The organism is Streptococcus infantis, assembly GCF_047463635.1.
Lineage (GTDB): Bacteria > Bacillota > Bacilli > Lactobacillales > Streptococcaceae > Streptococcus > Streptococcus infantis_W.
In genome coordinates, this window is sequence record NZ_JASHDL010000003.1 from 104,400 (window position 1) to 120,720 (window position 16,321).

Below are 16,321 nucleotides of genomic sequence, written 5' to 3' on the forward strand. Positions count from 1 at the left end.
GAGAGTGAAGATGGCTTACACAGAAGAGCAAATTGAAAATATCAAAACACGTATTTTGACAGCACTAGAAGAAGTGATTGACCCAGAATTGGGGATTGATATTGTCAATCTAGGCTTGATCTACGAGATTCGTTTTGATGGCGATACAGGTGAGACTGAAATTGATATGACCTTGACAACCATGGGTTGTCCCTTGGCAGATCTTTTAACCGACCAAATCTATGATGCTATGACAGATGTTCCAGAGGTTACTAACGTTGAAGTCAAATTAGTATGGTATCCAGCTTGGACAGTTGAGAAAATGAGCCGTTACGCTCGTATCGCTTTAGGTATCAAGTAAGTATATTATGAAAAGAGAAATAGTGTAGACGCCAGGAATTCCCAGCTTTTATGCTATCTCTCTTTTTATTTGCTGATTTTATTTGAAGAAAATGGTATAATGGTTACTATGGAAAAAGAGAAATTACGCATCAACATGCTAAGTTCAAGTGAAAAAGTGGCGGGCCAAGGTGTGTCTGGCGCTTACCGTGAACTGGTACAGCTTTTAAAACGAGATGCGAAAGACCAACTGATCGTAACAGAAAATCTTCCAATTGAAGCGGACGTTACTCATTTTCATACCATTGATTTCCCCTATTATTTATCGACTTTTCAGAAGAAACGTTCTGGTCGTAAGATTGGCTATGTTCACTTCTTACCGGATACCTTGGAAGGTAGTTTGAAGATTCCATTCTTCTTAAAGGGGATTGTCAAACGCTATGTATTTTCTTTTTATGATCGTATGGAGCATCTGGTTGTGGTTAATCCTACTTTCATCGAAGATTTGGTTGCAGCTGGGATTCCACGTGAAAAAGTGACCTATATTCCTAACTTTGTCAATAAAGAAAAATGGCATCCACTTCCTATAGAGCAAGTTGAACAACTTCGTAAAGATATGGAGATTGATGAGAATCAGTTTGTAGTCGTTGGTGCAGGTCAGGTTCAGAAGCGTAAAGGAATCGATGACTTTATCACTCTAGCTGAGGAATTACCTGATATCACTTTTATTTGGGCTGGTGGCTTCTCTTTTGGGGGAATAACCGATGGTTATGAGAGCTATAAAAAGATTATGGATAACCCTCCTGAAAATCTAATTTTCCCAGGGATTGTTGATCCAGAACGGATGAGAGAACTCTATGCCTTGGCTGATCTTTTCTTGCTTCCAAGTTATAACGAGCTCTTTCCAATGACTATTCTAGAAGCTGCGAGTTGTGAAGCACCCATTATGCTTCGTGATCTAGATCTTTACAAGGTCATTCTTGAAGGGAATTACAGGCCAACAAGTGATGTAGAAGAGATGAAAGAGGCTATCTTGGAATATCGCGAGCATCCAGAAGCACTAAAAGAATTAAAAGAAAAGGCTAAGGCCATTTCAAGAGAATATTCAGAAGAGCATCTTCTTGAAATCTGGCTAAAATTCTATAGGGAGCAAGCAGCTTTAGGAAAAAAATGAGGTAGTATATGCGAATTGGATTATTTACAGATACTTATTTCCCACAGGTTTCGGGTGTTGCAACCAGTATTCGAACCTTAAAAACAGAGCTTGAAAAGCAAGGGCATGCAGTCTTTATCTTCACGACAACCGATAAGGATGTCAATCGTTATGAAGACTGGCAGATTATTCGTATTCCTAGTGTTCCTTTCTTTGCCTTTAAAGACCGTCGTTTCGCCTATCGTGGATTTACGAAAGCTCTTGAAATTGCTAAACAATACAAACTCGATATTATTCATACCCAAACGGAGTTTTCTCTTGGTTTATTGGGAATTTGGATTGCTCGAGAACTGAAAATCCCAGTCATTCATACCTATCATACCCAGTACGAGGATTATGTTCACTATATTGTTAAGGGTTTGTTGATTCGTCCGAGCATGGTCAAGTATCTTGTAAGGGGATTTCTTCATGATGTGGATGGTGTGATTTGTCCGAGTGAGATTGTGCGTGATTTGTTATCTGATTATAAGGTCAAAGTTGAAAAGCGTGTCATTCCTACAGGTATTGAGCTTGCCAAGTTTGAACGTCCTGAAATTGGACCAGAGCACATCAGTGATCTACGAGATAAACTAGGTATTAAGAAAGACGAAAAGATGCTTCTTAGTCTTTCCCGGGTGTCTTACGAGAAGAACATTCAAGCCGTTCTGGCAGCATTTCCAGATGTTCTAAAAGAAGAGCAAAATGTTAAATTAGTCGTTGCTGGAGATGGACCTTATCTGGAAAACCTCAAGGAGCAAGCAGAAGATTTGCAGATTCAGGATTCTGTTATCTTTACAGGTATGATCGCTCCAAGCGAGACAGCACTTTACTATAAGGCGGCTGATTTCTTCATTTCAGCTTCAACTAGTGAGACGCAAGGCTTGACCTATCTTGAAAGTCTTGCAAGTAAGACTCCGGTAATAGCTCATGGAAATCCTTATCTAGATAATTTGATTAGCGATAAGATGTTTGGAACTCTTTATTATGAAGAGCGTGACCTATCAGGTGCTATTTTAGAGGCTCTTATTGCTACGCCTGACATGAATGAAAACCTTTTGGCTGATAAATTGTATGAAATTTCAGCTGAGAATTTTGCTAAGAGAGTCCATGAGTTTTATTTGGATGCTATCATCTCAAACAATTTTGAAAAAGAATTAACTCGTGATGAACCGATGACACAACGGATTTTAAAGACAGTATTTTACTTGCCACAGCAGGCAGTTTCAGTTCCAGTAAAAAGTTCTAAACGAATGTTAAAAGCATCCAAGAAACAGTTGAATGACTTGAGAGATTATTGGAATGACTAAGATCTTCGAAGAAAGGAAATGAAGAAATGAAAAAGAAATTTATGAGAAGTAGTCGAGATCAAAAAATTGGTGGAGTATGCGCTGGTCTAGCTAATTATTTTGATATTGATCCTACGATTGTACGTGTAATCTGGGGAGTTCTAGCTTTTTGTTATGGTAGTGGACTGATTGCTTACTTGATCTTGTGGGCAATTGCTCCAGTCTCTGAAGAATATTAAAAATAGGGAATTATAGAAAAGGAGAAAATAATGGCATTTGGTGATAATGGAAAACGTAAAAAAACATTTTTTGAGAAATTGACACTATTCGTCGTTTTGATTATGTTGTTTGTAACCTTAGCAGGTATCTTTGCTACAGCCATTGGTGTATTTAGCAGATTTTAAAATGCTAGATTTTCTAGCAAGTAGTAATAGTTGGTGACTGGGATTTCCCAGCCCTTTTTAGAGTGAGAAAAGAATATGAGTATGTTTTTAGATACAGCCAAGATCAAGGTCAAGGCTGGAAATGGTGGCGATGGGATGGTTGCCTTTCGCCGTGAAAAATACGTCCCTAATGGCGGTCCATGGGGAGGTGATGGAGGACGTGGTGGTAACGTTGTCTTTGTTGTAGATGAAGGTTTACGTACCCTGATGGACTTCCGTTACAATCGTCATTTCAAAGCCCAATCGGGTGAAAAAGGGATGACCAAAGGAATGCACGGACGCGGTGCAGAAGACTTGATTGTTCGAGTACCGCAGGGAACAACTGTGCGTGATGCAGAAACTGGAAAAGTTATCACTGACTTGATTGAGCACGGCCAAGAGTTTATCGTTGCTCACGGTGGTCGAGGTGGCCGTGGGAATATCCGTTTTGCGACACCAAAAAATCCTGCTCCAGAGATCTCTGAGAATGGAGAACCTGGTCAGGAGCGCGAATTACAGTTAGAACTTAAAATTCTTGCTGATGTTGGTTTGGTTGGATTCCCTTCAGTTGGAAAATCAACTCTGCTCAGCGTAATTACCTCTGCAAAACCTAAAATTGGTGCCTACCACTTTACAACAATCGTTCCTAATCTGGGTATGGTCCGTACCCAGTCAGGTGAATCCTTTGCAGTGGCAGACCTCCCTGGTTTGATCGAAGGCGCTAGTCAAGGCGTGGGCTTGGGAACTCAGTTCCTTCGCCATATTGAGCGTACTCGCGTTATCCTTCACATCATCGATATGTCAGCCAGTGAAGGTCGCGATCCTTACGAAGATTATCTAGCTATTAACAAAGAGTTGGAATCTTACAACCTTCGTCTGATGGAGCGTCCCCAAATCATTGTTGCTAATAAGATGGATATGCCAGAAAGCCAAGAAAACCTTGAAGAATTCAAGAAAAAATTGGCAACTAACTTTGATGAGTTCGAGGAATTACCAGCAATCTTCCCAATATCAGGTTTGACCAAGCAAGGTCTTGCACCTTTATTAGATGCAACGGCAGAACTTCTTGATAAGACCCCAGAATTCCTTCTTTATGATGAGTCAGAAATGGAAGAAGAAGCATATTATGGTTTTGATGAAGAAGAAAAACCATTTGAAATTAGTCGTGATGACGATGCAACTTGGGTACTTTCAGGTGAAAAACTCATCAAACTCTTTAACATGACTAACTTTGATCGTGATGAGTCTGTCATGAAGTTTGCTCGTCAGTTGCGTGGTATGGGAGTTGATGAAGCTCTCCGTGCCCGTGGTGCCAAGGATGGAGATCTGGTTCGTATCGGTAAGTTTGAGTTTGAGTTTGTAGACTAGGAGATAGCTATGGGAGATAAACCGATATCTTTCCGTGATGCTGATGGAAATTTTGTTTCTGCAGCAGATGTCTGGAATGAGAAGAAGTTAGAAGAACTGTTTAATCGCCTCAATCCAAATAGAGCGTTGAGACTTGCAAGGACTAAAAAGCAAGCTGAAAATAGCAAATCATAAAATAAACCCGTGATGAGAGTCATCACGGGATTTTATTATGTGACTATTAGTCCGTCTCGCTCCGTGAGGTGCGAGACAAATAAACCACCCGCTATGCGGGTGCGCGTCGAAGGTTATACCAAAAAAACTCCAAACGCGATACAATAAAGGTGTTCAAGCCAATTGTAAAGCGAAAGGAGAAAACCATGGTACAAAAGTCTCATAGTTTATCACACACAAAGTGGCACTGTAAGTATCACATTGTGTTCACCCCTAAGTATAGACGAAAAGTCATCTATAATCAATATCGGAGTAGTTTAGGTAAAATATTTCATCGTTTGTGTAGCTATAAAGGAGTTGAAATTATCGAAGGACACTTGATGCCAGATCATGTACATATGTTAGTAAGTATTCCACCAAGGATAAGTGTTTCTAGTTTCATGGGTTATTTAAAGGGTAAAAGTGCACTCATGATGTTTGACAAACACGCCAATTTGAAATATAAGTTTGGAAATCGGCATTTCTGGGCGGAAGGTTATTATGTGAGTACAGTAGGGCTTAATGAAGCCACGATAAGGAAATACATACAAGATCAGGAAAAGCATGATATAGCACTAGATAAATTAAGTGTGAAAGAATATGAGGATCCCTTTAGGGATAGTGGTAAGTAATACTCACGCCTCTTTAAGAGGCAAGTGACGAGTCAAGAGCAATGAGGCTTGAACAACGTGAAAGCCAGCGTCTTTAGGCGCTGGCTGGTAATTTGGGCTTATAGCCCTGGTGCAAACCACCCGTTAGACGGGTGGTTATGATTAGCGATCAAAGAATAGAGGTGGTGCAAATTGTTTGAGACGTTCAAAGCAAGATTGAGCTTGTTCCTTATCCTCGCAGATAACCAAACAGACATCATTTCCACAGATAGTAGCCACTATTTCAGGGAAGTTTAGGGCGTCCAAGATAGATCCGAAGGATTGTGCCAAACCTGGATAGGTTTTGATAACAACCTGGTGTTGGACGGGTTGCATCATGTAGAGTGCTTCCTCCATATAGACTTCTAGCCGTTTTTCCCACTTGGATGTAGAGTCAGTGTTGATTGAATAATAGGAGTGTTCACCTTCACGAATCTTAGAAAGATTCATCAGGTTAATGTCTCTTGAAAGTGTTGCTTGTGTGACCTGTACTCCGTTTTCAATCAGTAGTTCTTGTAATTCAGTTTGGGTATGAATTTTTTGTTTAGTGATTAAGGCTCGGATGAGCTGGTGTCTTTGCTCGGCTTTGTTCATCTACAGTTACCTCCCTTTGAAAAGGTATCTCAAGATTGGACTGTTCAAGGTCGACAGTCAAGTGATAGTCTGTATTGTCACGTACAGTAATCTCAAAGTCTGTTGTGTAAAGAACGAGACGTACTGTATCGCCTTCTTTTAGTTTGTAAATAGTTGGTTGGAGTTCAAATTGAAATTCCATCCATTCATCAGGCTTAACTTCCTCAATTTTCAGTAAATCATGACGATTTTGAAGATTGAGATAGCCTTTGGTGATAACGCGCTGTGCATTTGGGCTAAACGGTAGCTCGCAAAGATTTTCCAGCATGTGGTAACGACCATTATCAATCGTACGAGCAGACAAGACTCCTGGATACGGTTGTAGGTATTTCTTTTGACCAAGTTCGAGAAGTTGGGCAGATAGTAAGCCTTTGTTTGTACTTGATTTGAGACGGAGGTTTAGTTTAACACGCCCATTGAGATGAAGTTCTTCTGTCACTGGCAGGTCAATCGTAACTTGATTGACTTTCCCTTGATAGAGTTCATTATTAAAGGTTTGGTAAGTTTTTCCAAATCGTTCAAAATCAGAGTCTTCATAGTGGTTTTGAATGACAGCTTCTTCAGTACCTAATGTGAAAGTTTTGTGGTCAGTTTGATTTCCAAAATCTTCAAGAGTCATCCATGTTTGAGGAGCTGTATTGTCTTGCCAAACGATTCTTGGAAGTCGGTAATCAGTTTCATGCCCCAATAATTTCTGTGTCAAAAGAGCATTCATGGATTCACGGAAATCAATAGACTGCCAGTTGTTCATATAAACATGGGCCCCGTTATGATAAAAGAGGTGTTTATTAATATGACTTGGAAGAGCATTAAACATTTGATAGACGTGAAGTGGTTTGACATTCCAGTCTTGCGAACCGTGGGTAAAGACAACTTCAGCCTTAACTTTTTCAGCATTAAGTAGGTAGTTTCTGTCATGCCAGAATTGGTTATAATCTCCAGTTTTACGGTCTAGATTTTTCTTGAGTTCTTCTATAGACTCTTTATGAGCTTCGTTTCCACGAATATAGTCACCAGCTAAGAGATTACGAGAATAAGTTAATTCATCTAATGAATCGAAGTCCTCCCCTGGATAGCCACCAGGGCTTGTTACCAGACCATTTTCTCGATAATAGTTGTACCAAGAAGAAATACCGGCTTCAGCAATAATGACTTCTAAACCATCAACTCCTGTAGTTGCAAGACCATTAGACATTGTTCCTAGATAAGAAAGACCAGTAGTGGCAACTTTTCCATTTGACCAGTCAGCCTTGACCTGACGTTTACGACTGTGGTCTGTGAAGGCACGACAACGACCATTGAGCCAATCAATAACATTTTTATAGGCTTCAACTTGGCGGTAATCTCCGTTGGTCATTTGACCTTGAGAATCCTTGGTTCCAAGACCAGATACGTAGATATTTGCAAATCCTCTTGGAAGGAAGTAGTCGTTAAGTGTGTAGCTGCTATTGATATGAGTCAGTTTTTCTTCAGCTTCTGGAACGAGTTCTGCTTGGCCAACTGGTTCAACCAAGTCTAATGTTGGTTTTTCTAGAGAAATTTCATGCGGTTCCTTGACTTCTAGCTCAACTTCCATTTTGTAAAGAGCTTTATCGCTTGCTTTATCATTGGTTCCTTGATGGTAAGGACTTGCCGTCATAACAGCTGGAATTTTGCCGTGGTAAGATGGACGAATAATGTTTACCTTGATAAGATCTGGCAGTCCATCATTATCAGAATCAACTCGACTTTCCACATAAACAACTTCCCGAATAGCATTGTTTGCAGAGAAGGTTGCCAAGCTCTTACCATTGAAGTAGTGGTAATCATTGTTCTCAGGGATAAGACCATCGCTAACCAATTGATCGATCAAGGTATTTCCCTTTTTAGTGCGCGTGTTAAGGAGTTGATAGAGATTGTCAATCAAATCTCCGTATACAATTGGGAATGCCGTTTCTTTGTGAAAAACAAGACCATCTTCAAAGTCCGTTAAGTAGCTGAAACCAAGCAACTGAAAGGCAACAGTATAGAAAATTTCTGCAGTTAATTCACGATCAGAGTTGAAGAAAGTGAGCAGATCAGTTTCTTTATCAACCGCTAAAGTTGAGAGGGGATAATCCGTATTTTTGTAATTGAAAAAGCAAGTTCTAACAAAAGCTTCAAACAGTTCTTTATCAGAATTTGATTGGTCAAGCTTGAATCCAAGGCTGGATAATTCCCGTAAAGCTTGTTGCTGGCTTACAGGATAGTAACTGAATTGATTAAAACGCATAGATGCCTCCTTTGAAGAATCATTCTAAATTTATTATATCAAAAAAGTAGGGGAAATGATAGAAAATACAAGTAACTGTTATAATAAACTAAAAAGGATGACTTCGTGAAATGGAATATAAAAAGACAGATTCGAGGAATCTATTAAATTAAAAATACAGAAATCATAGATTTGAAAAATAATTGAAATATTTTAGATTGCACGCTTAATATAAAATAAAAAACTAGCCATGGAATTAGTAGTAGCTACTAAATTCTATGACTAGTTGTAGAGTTTAAGGTTTTGACTTGATAATTTTAGTTTGTTTAGACAGTGATTGGAGTGTTTGGTCACTTAATTTTGAATCCGTTATAATGGTGTCGATATCTGAGATATTGTAAAATGTGAAGAAATCAAATTTATCAAATTTGCTATGGTCAGCTAGGAGATATTTTTTGTTGGCGTTTTCAAGTGCTAATTTCTGCGCTTCACCTTCGTCTTCACTAAAAGTAGCGATAGCTTGATCCTTGATACCATTACAACTAACGAAGGCTTTTGAAAATTGCAAACTAGCGATATCTTGAAGAGTGAGAGTACCGACAAAAGCTCCTGTAATTGAACGATAATTACCACCGATTAGAATGAGATCAGTTAGCTTACGCTCGTTTAGAATAAGAAATACAGGCAAACTATTGGTAACAACACGAATGTTATCGATAGGAAGCTCACGCGCAAAGAATTCTAATGTGGTACCTGGACCAATGAAAATAGTTTCTCTTTCTTCAACTAAGTGACCTGCAAAGCGAGCAATTTCTTGTTTTTCTGCTGTTTGTAGCCCTTGTTTTTCAACGTTAGAACGCTCATTATTTAATAAGGAACCTGTTCGAAGTTTTTCAGCTCCTCCATGAACTCGAACCAGTAAATCCTTATCCGCTAACTCTTGTAAATATCGTCTAGCTGTCATATCGGAAATATCAAGGCGATTCATAATCTCTTTAACAGTGATAGTTCCTTTTGTATTAACAATTTCTAAAATAGTATCTAATTTTTCTTGCTTCAGCATTGAACCACCCCCAAATCTAATATTATTTTATCATATTTTAAACAGCTAAGCAACTTAAAGAAAACAAAAATAAACAAAAAAAAACATCTGGTTTGTAATTAAACTTAGATGTTTTTTTAGGTTAGGTATTAATTTAGTCCATAGTTATAGTCATCATCCTGCATAGCTTCAACTTCACCAAGTAGATAGCCATTACCAACTTGAGAGAAGAAGTCGTGGTTTGATGTACCAGTTGAAATCCCGTTCATAACGATTGGGTTGACATCGTCCGCTGAGTCAGGGAAGAGAGGATCTTGCCCCAAATTCATAAGAGCCTTATTTGCATTGTAGCGAAGGAAGGTTTTAACCTCTTCGGTCCATCCGACTTCGTCATAGAGGCTCTCTGTGTAGCCTTCTTCATTCTCATAAAGAGTATAGAGAAGGTCGTACATCCATTCTTTGAGTTTTTCTTGTTCATCTTCTGGCAATTCATTGAAACCAAGTTGGAATTTGTAGCCGATGTAGGTTCCGTGTACAGACTCGTCACGAATAATCAACTTGATGATCTCAGCTACGTTGGCCAACTTGTTGTTTCCAAGATAGTAGAGAGGAGTGAAGAAACCAGAGTAGAAGAGGAAGGTTTCAAGAAAAACACTAGCTACTTTCTTTTCAAGTGGCGTTCCGTTTAGGTAGATTTCATTAATAATTTCAGCTTTTTTCTGAAGATATGGATTGGTATTAGTCCATTCAAAAATTTCTTCAATTTCAGACTTGGTATTTAAGGTTGAGAAGATAGAAGAGTAAGACTTAGCATGAACAGATTCCATAAATTGGATATTGTTAAAAACAGCTTCCTCGTGAGGCGTACGAATATCAGCACGAAGGGCTTGAACACCAGTTTCTGATTGCATGGTATCCAAAAGGGTCAAACCTCCAAAAACTTTACCAACAAGGTCTTTTTCCTTGTTAGAAAGCTTTCTCCAGTCATCTAGGTCATTTGACAAGGGAATACGCGTATCGAGCCAGAATTGCTCAGTCAGCTTTTCCCAGGTCGATTTGTCGATGACATCTTCGATGGCATTCCAGTTAATAGCTTTGTAGTAAGTTTTCATTTGAAATCTCTTTCTGTGTGTAGTAATACGATAACATAATCATTCTTATTTTATCATAATTCTATTCTATAATCGAACAAAAAGTCGGAGGCCCGACTTTTATGTTCTTACATGATTTTATCAGCAAAATACGTTAAATGGATTAAGTAAATGTAATTTTTTTGAGAGTTGAATTAAATCACACAGCTCTCACATTGGTTAGCACCGACTTCTCCACCATCATCTGTAAAGGTACGGACGTAGTAGATAGACTTGATACCTTTGTTGAAGGCATAGTTACGAAGGATAGACAAGTCACGTGTTGTTTGTTTATTTTCTGATTTCCATTCGTAAAGACCTGTTGGGATATCACTGCGCATGAAGAGTGTGAGTGAAAGTCCTTGGTCCACGTGCTCAGTCGCAGCAGCATAAACATCAATTACCTTACGCATATCCATGTCATAAGCAGAAGTGTAGTAAGGAATTGTTTCTGTTGACAAACCAGCAGCAGGATAGTAGATCTTACCAATTTTCTTCTCTTGGCGTTCTTCGATACGTTGCGTAATTGGGTGAATAGAGGCAGAAACATCGTTGATGTAGCTGATAGAACCATTTGGCGCTACAGCAAGGCGGTTTTGGTGGTAAAGTCCATCTGCTTTAACTTTATCACGAAGTTCAGCCCAGTCAGCAGCAGTAGGAATAAAGATATCTTTGAAGAGCTCTTTAACACGGTCTGATTTCGGAAGGAATTCGCCAGTTAAATACTTATCAAAGTAGCTTCCGTTAGCATAGTCTGATTTTTCAAAGTTGTGGAAGGTTACACCACGTTCACGTGCGATATTGTTTGACTCAACCAAGGTCCAGTAGTTCATAAGCATAAAGTAGATGCTTGTAAATTCAACAGACTCAGGTGATCCGTATTCGATCAATTGTTGAGCAAGATAGCTGTGAAGTCCCATAGCTCCAAGTCCAAATGTATGAGCTTGGCTGTTTCCGTGGTCGATAGTAGGAACAGCGACGATGTGTGAACTATCTGTAACAAAAGTAAGGGCACGAACCATAGCACGGATGGAGCGACCAAAGTCAGGTGAAGTCATCATGTTGACCACGTTTGTTGAACCAAGGTTACATGAGACATCAGTACCCATTTTTAGGAACTCCTGAGCATCATTGATAAGACTTGGTTCTTGGACTTGAAGAATCTCTGAACACAAGTTACTCATGATAATCTTACCATCGACAGGATTTGCACGGTTAGCAGTATCGATGTTTACTACATAAGGATAGCCAGATTCTTGTTGCAATTTAGAAATTTCAGTTTCCAAATCACGCGCTTTGATTTTTGTCTTACGGATGTTTGGATTTGCAACTAGCTCATCGTATTTTTCTGTGATATCGATGTAGTTAAATGGCACGCCGTATTCAAGCTCTACAGAGTAAGGACTGAAGAGGTACATTTCTTCATTTTTACGAGCCAATTCGTAGAATTTATCTGGAACCACAACACCAAGTGAAAGAGTCTTGACACGCACTTTTTCATCGGCGTTTTCCTTCTTAGTTGAAAGGAAGGCGATGATATCTGGGTGAAAGACATTGAGGTAAACAACCCCAGCACCTTGACGTTGACCGAGTTGGTTAGAGTAAGAGAAGCTGTCTTCGAAAAGCTTCATAACTGGTACGACACCAGAAGCAGCACCCTCATAGCCTTTAATAGGAGCTCCAGCTTCACGAAGGTTGCTGAGGGAAATTCCCACACCACCACCAATACGTGAAAGTTGAAGAGCAGAGTTGATAGAACGTCCGATAGAGTTCATATCATCTGTTACCTGAATCAAGAAGCAAGATACCAATTCACCACGACGTGCACGACCTGCATTCAAGAAAGAAGGAGTAGCAGGTTGATAACGTTGGTGGATGATTTCATTAGCGATATCAATAGCAATCGCTTCATCACCATCCGCGAAGTAAAGGGCATTAAAGAAGACACGGTCTTCCATGCTTTCAAGATAGTACTCTCCGTCATTAGTTTTCAGAGCATACTGATTATAGAATTTATAGGCAGCCATGAAAGACTTAAATTGGAAGTTCTGATCCTTGATAAATTGATGCAGTTCTTCCAAAAATTCTGGACGGTATTTCTTGATAAATGCTGTCTCAATGTAGTTATGCTCAATGAGGAAGTTGATTTTATCCGTTATTGAGTCAAAAACCATTGTGTTAGGTACAACATTTTCTTTAAAGAAGGCTTCTAAAGCTTCCTTGTCTTTGTGAAGCATAATTTGTCCATTAACAGGACGGTTAATTTCATTATTAAGACGGAAGTAAGTCACATCTTCAAGTTGTTTTAATCCCATAAAAAATCCTTTATCTAATTACAAAAGAAAGGCTTCTAAGGTAGACATAGAAGCTTTTGTCCTGGTTCTTAAGCAAGTTGTTTGAGTTTACCTGGTTGGAAACCAGAGAAAACTTCTGTTGGTGTCTGAATAATAGGAGCAGCACTAAAGCCGAGCTCTTTTACTTGATCAATGTATTCAGGTTGTTCATCAAGATTGATTTCTTTATATTCAACATTATTACTGTCTAAAAAACGTTTCGTCATTTTACATTGGACACAGTTGTTTTTAGAATATACGGTTACCATTTCTGTAACTCCTCTTTAAAAAATTATTACTTTCTTAGTATATCAGAAAAAAAAACTTTGTCAACTTTCTAAAACTAAATCTTGTGTACTTATTTTACTGATTTTACTAACAAACACAATATATAGTGTAGCATTAAAAAATAATTACAGAAAAAGCAATGATTTCATTATAGGTGTCTCGACAAAAACTACATACTGTGTTTTGCTAAATTTAATAGAAGATTTTCAGCAAGTTATCTGAAAGGAAATTGAAGAAAGTCCATAAAATACTTGAAAAATATCAATGAAGGTGATATAATACTAAATTGTAAGGGTTATCAGATATGTAACTCAACAAGAAAACTATTAAAGGAGAGTCAAACTATGGCTTCTAAAGATTTCCACGTAGTGGCAGAAACAGGTATTCACGCACGTCCAGCAACATTGTTGGTACAAACAGCTAGCAAATTTGCTTCAGATATCACTCTTGAGTACAAAGGTAAATCAGTTAACCTTAAATCTATCATGGGTGTAATGAGCCTTGGTGTTGGTCAAGGTGCTGACGTTACAATCACTGCTGAAGGTGCAGACGCTGATGACGCTATCGCTGCAATCTCAGAAACAATGGAAAAAGAAGGATTGGCATAAGGAAATGACAGAAATGCTTAAAGGAATCGCAGCATCTGACGGTGTTGCAGTTGCAAAAGCATATCTACTCGTTCAACCGGATTTATCATTCGAGACTGTTACAGTCGAAGATACAAATGCAGAAGAGGCTCGTTTGGATGTTGCTCTTGAAGCTTCTCAAAACGAGCTTTCTCTTATCCGCGAGAAGGCTGTAGGTACGCTTGGTGAAGAAGCGGCACAAGTATTTGACGCTCACTTGATGGTTCTTGCTGACCCTGAATTGATCGGTCAAATCAAAGAAACTATCCGTGCTAAGAAAGTGAATGCAGAAGCAGGTCTGAAAGAAGTTACAGACATGTTTATCACAATCTTTGAAGGCATGGAAGACAACCCATACATGCAAGAACGTGCAGCGGATATCCGCGACGTAACAAAACGTGTATTGGCTAACCTCCTTGGTAAAAAATTGCCAAACCCAGCTTCTATCAATGAAGAAGTAATCGTGATTGCTCACGACTTGACTCCATCTGATACAGCTCAATTGGACAAAAACTTTGTTAAAGCTTTTGTAACAAACATTGGTGGTCGTACAAGTCACTCAGCTATCATGGCTCGTACACTTGAAATCGCTGCAGTTTTGGGTACAAACAATATCACTGAAATCGTTAAAGATGGTGACCTACTTGCTGTTAATGGTATTACAGGTGAAGTGATTATCAACCCTACTGAAGAACAAGCAGCTGAATTTAAAGCAGCTGGTGAAGCTTACGCTCAACAAAAAGCTGAGTGGGCACTCTTGAAGGATGCTCAAACAGTTACTGCTGACGGTAAACACTTCGAATTGGCTGCAAACATTGGTACTCCAAAAGACGTTGAAGGTGTTAACGAAAACGGTGCAGAAGCTGTAGGTCTTTACCGTACAGAGTTCTTGTACATGGATTCTCAAGACTTCCCAACTGAAGACGAACAGTACGAAGCGTACAAGGCTGTTCTTGAAGGAATGAACGGTAAACCAGTTGTTGTCCGTACAATGGATATCGGTGGTGACAAGGAACTTCCTTACTTCGATATGCCACATGAAATGAACCCATTCCTTGGATTCCGTGCTCTTCGTATCTCTATCTCTGAAACAGGAGATGCAATGTTCCGCACTCAAATCCGTGCTCTTCTTCGTGCTTCTGTACACGGTCAATTGCGTATCATGTTCCCGATGGTTGCGCTTTTGAAAGAATTCCGTGCAGCTAAAGCAGTCTTCGATGAAGAAAAAGCTAACCTTCTTGCTGAAGGTGTTGCAGTTGCGGATGACATCCAAGTTGGTATCATGATCGAAATTCCTGCAGCAGCTATGCTTGCAGACCAATTTGCAAAAGAAGTTGATTTCTTCTCAATTGGTACAAACGACTTGATCCAATACACAATGGCGGCAGACCGTATGAACGAACAAGTTTCATACCTTTACCAACCATACAACCCATCAATCCTTCGTTTGATCAATAACGTTATCAAAGCAGCTCACGCTGAAGGTAAATGGGCTGGTATGTGTGGTGAAATGGCTGGTGACCAAACAGCTGTTCCACTTCTTGTCGGAATGGGCTTGGATGAGTTCTCTATGTCAGCAACATCTGTACTTCGTACACGTAGCTTGATGAAGAAACTCGACACTGCTAAAATGCAAGAATACGCTAACCGTGCTCTTACTGAATGTTCAACAATGGAAGAAGTTCTTGAACTTTCTAAAGAATACGTTAACTTCGATTAATCAATTACAAATCCTTGTAGCTTATAGCTATGAGGATTTTTTCTTCTATTTTGTAGAAAACTCCATCTGTAAAATTTATCAAAAATATGGTAAAATAGACAGGGGAAAAAACAAGGAGGCTACAATGCAAAATAGACCAATCATTATCGGAGTAACAGGTGGATCTGGAGGAGGAAAGACAAGCGTATCTAAAGCAATCTTGTCGCATTTTCCAAATGAAAAAATCTCTATGATTGAGCATGATTCCTACTATAAAGATCAATCTCATCTAACCTTTGAAGAGCGTATTAAGACCAACTATGACCATCCTTTTGCTTTTGATACTGATTTGATGATTGAGCAAATCAAAGAGTTGTTGGCAGGTCGTCCAGTTGATATTCCTACCTATGATTATGCTGCCCATACCAGAAGTTCTAAAACTTATCGTCAAGAACCTCAGGATGTCTTTATCGTAGAAGGAATCTTGGTTTTGGAGGACAAACGACTTCGTGATTTGATGGATATCAAGATTTTCGTAGATACAGATGATGATGTCCGTATCATTCGCCGTATTAAACGTGATATGGAAGAGCGTGGTCGTAGCCTGGATAGCGTTATTGACCAATACCTTGGTGTGGTGAAACCCATGTATCATCAATTTATCGAGCCAACAAAGCGTTATGCAGATATCGTTATTCCAGAAGGAGTGACCAATACAGTAGCTATTGATTTGCTGACAACAAAGATTGAAAAGATTTTAGAAGAAGCACGTCTTGCCCAATAATAAGCAGATAAAAGGCTGTGGGAAAGTAAAGATTTTATCAAGATTGAACCTTTTTCTCATATCCGTGAATCTTTACAATCATGCTTTTAGATAGTCTCGTCAAAGGGACTTTTAGAAGTCTGTAATCT

General features: G+C 39.1%; 17 protein-coding genes. 11 read left to right on the forward strand and 6 right to left on the reverse strand.

Annotated elements, in window-relative coordinates; genetic code table 11:
- The first annotated feature begins 10 nt into the window (after window positions 1-10).
- The 8 genes from QM867_RS03255 to tnpA all read left to right on the forward strand — a co-directional run bounded on the left by QM867_RS03255 (window position 11) and on the right by tnpA (window position 5,410).
- Entirely contained in the window at window positions 11-340 is a 330-nt protein-coding gene (locus QM867_RS03255) for a metal-sulfur cluster assembly factor (RefSeq protein WP_000331926.1), read from the forward strand.
- A 99-nt stretch (window positions 341-439) separates the two neighbouring features.
- Window positions 440-1,492 carry a glycosyltransferase family 4 protein gene (locus QM867_RS03260; protein ID WP_414315166.1) on the forward strand — a complete coding sequence of 351 codons (1,053 nt, stop codon included), beginning with the start codon at window positions 440-442 and terminating at the stop codon, window positions 1,490-1,492.
- An 8-nt stretch (window positions 1,493-1,500) separates the two neighbouring features.
- Window positions 1,501-2,817 (forward strand): glycosyltransferase family 4 protein, encoded by a 1,317-nt coding sequence (locus QM867_RS03265; protein ID WP_414315167.1) that lies wholly within the window; start codon window positions 1,501-1,503, stop codon window positions 2,815-2,817.
- A 26-nt stretch (window positions 2,818-2,843) separates the two neighbouring features.
- Entirely contained in the window at window positions 2,844-3,035 is a 192-nt protein-coding gene (locus tag QM867_RS03270; protein WP_075229473.1) for a PspC domain-containing protein, read from the forward strand.
- Window positions 3,036-3,065: 30 nt separating this feature from the next.
- On the forward strand, window positions 3,066-3,200 hold the full coding sequence (locus tag QM867_RS03275) for a DUF4044 domain-containing protein (RefSeq protein ID WP_049548929.1): 135 nt from the start codon (window positions 3,066-3,068) through the stop codon (window positions 3,198-3,200).
- 75 nt (window positions 3,201-3,275) lie between these two features.
- Complete coding sequence (obgE, locus tag QM867_RS03280; RefSeq protein ID WP_414315168.1) at window positions 3,276-4,586, forward strand: GTPase ObgE; 1,311 nt, start codon at window positions 3,276-3,278, stop codon at window positions 4,584-4,586.
- Between the two features lie 9 nt (window positions 4,587-4,595).
- Window positions 4,596-4,760 (forward strand): hypothetical protein, encoded by a 165-nt coding sequence (locus QM867_RS03285; RefSeq protein ID WP_000502583.1) that lies wholly within the window; start codon window positions 4,596-4,598, stop codon window positions 4,758-4,760.
- 185 nt (window positions 4,761-4,945) lie between these two features.
- Window positions 4,946-5,410 (forward strand): IS200/IS605 family transposase, encoded by a 465-nt coding sequence (tnpA, locus tag QM867_RS03290; protein WP_414315169.1) that lies wholly within the window; start codon window positions 4,946-4,948, stop codon window positions 5,408-5,410.
- Between the two features lie 141 nt (window positions 5,411-5,551).
- On the opposite strand, the gene QM867_RS03295 is transcribed toward tnpA, so the two are convergent.
- From QM867_RS03295 to nrdH, 6 genes are all read right to left on the reverse strand, one after another.
- Window positions 5,552-6,022, reverse strand: a complete 471-nt coding sequence (locus QM867_RS03295; RefSeq protein ID WP_075231622.1) for an arginine repressor — start codon at window positions 6,020-6,022, stop codon at window positions 5,552-5,554.
- Window positions 5,973-8,312 (reverse strand): Xaa-Pro dipeptidyl-peptidase, encoded by a 2,340-nt coding sequence (locus QM867_RS03300; RefSeq protein ID WP_315639203.1) that lies wholly within the window; start codon window positions 8,310-8,312, stop codon window positions 5,973-5,975. The genes QM867_RS03295 and QM867_RS03300 overlap by 50 nt, the downstream gene beginning before the upstream one ends.
- Before the next feature lie 274 nt (window positions 8,313-8,586).
- Window positions 8,587-9,354: a DeoR/GlpR family DNA-binding transcription regulator gene (locus QM867_RS03305; RefSeq protein ID WP_311522327.1), complete on the reverse strand. Its 768-nt coding sequence runs from the start codon at window positions 9,352-9,354 to the stop codon at window positions 8,587-8,589.
- A gap of 128 nt (window positions 9,355-9,482) precedes the next feature.
- Window positions 9,483-10,445: a class 1b ribonucleoside-diphosphate reductase subunit beta gene (gene nrdF / locus QM867_RS03310; RefSeq protein ID WP_049526102.1), complete on the reverse strand. Its 963-nt coding sequence runs from the start codon at window positions 10,443-10,445 to the stop codon at window positions 9,483-9,485.
- A 173-nt stretch (window positions 10,446-10,618) separates the two neighbouring features.
- On the reverse strand, window positions 10,619-12,778 hold the full coding sequence (gene nrdE, locus QM867_RS03315; protein WP_153225716.1) for a class 1b ribonucleoside-diphosphate reductase subunit alpha: 2,160 nt from the start codon (window positions 12,776-12,778) through the stop codon (window positions 10,619-10,621).
- A gap of 68 nt (window positions 12,779-12,846) precedes the next feature.
- A complete protein-coding gene (gene nrdH / locus QM867_RS03320) occupies window positions 12,847-13,065 on the reverse strand; it encodes a glutaredoxin-like protein NrdH (protein WP_000259242.1) in 219 nt (72 codons plus the stop codon).
- Window positions 13,066-13,428: 363 nt separating this feature from the next.
- Here nrdH and QM867_RS03325 point away from each other — a divergent pair, with 363 nt between their 5' ends.
- The 3 genes from QM867_RS03325 (at window position 13,429) to udk (ending at window position 16,193) form a co-directional block, all read left to right on the forward strand.
- Window positions 13,429-13,692: a phosphocarrier protein HPr gene (locus QM867_RS03325; RefSeq protein ID WP_000146952.1), complete on the forward strand. Its 264-nt coding sequence runs from the start codon at window positions 13,429-13,431 to the stop codon at window positions 13,690-13,692.
- A 4-nt stretch (window positions 13,693-13,696) separates the two neighbouring features.
- On the forward strand, window positions 13,697-15,430 hold the full coding sequence (ptsP, locus tag QM867_RS03330; protein WP_153225717.1) for a phosphoenolpyruvate--protein phosphotransferase: 1,734 nt from the start codon (window positions 13,697-13,699) through the stop codon (window positions 15,428-15,430).
- Window positions 15,431-15,554: 124 nt separating this feature from the next.
- Window positions 15,555-16,193, forward strand: coding sequence for a uridine kinase (udk, locus tag QM867_RS03335; RefSeq protein WP_007555045.1), 639 nt, complete (start codon window positions 15,555-15,557; stop codon window positions 16,191-16,193).
- The last annotated feature ends 128 nt before the right edge of the window (window positions 16,194-16,321 follow it).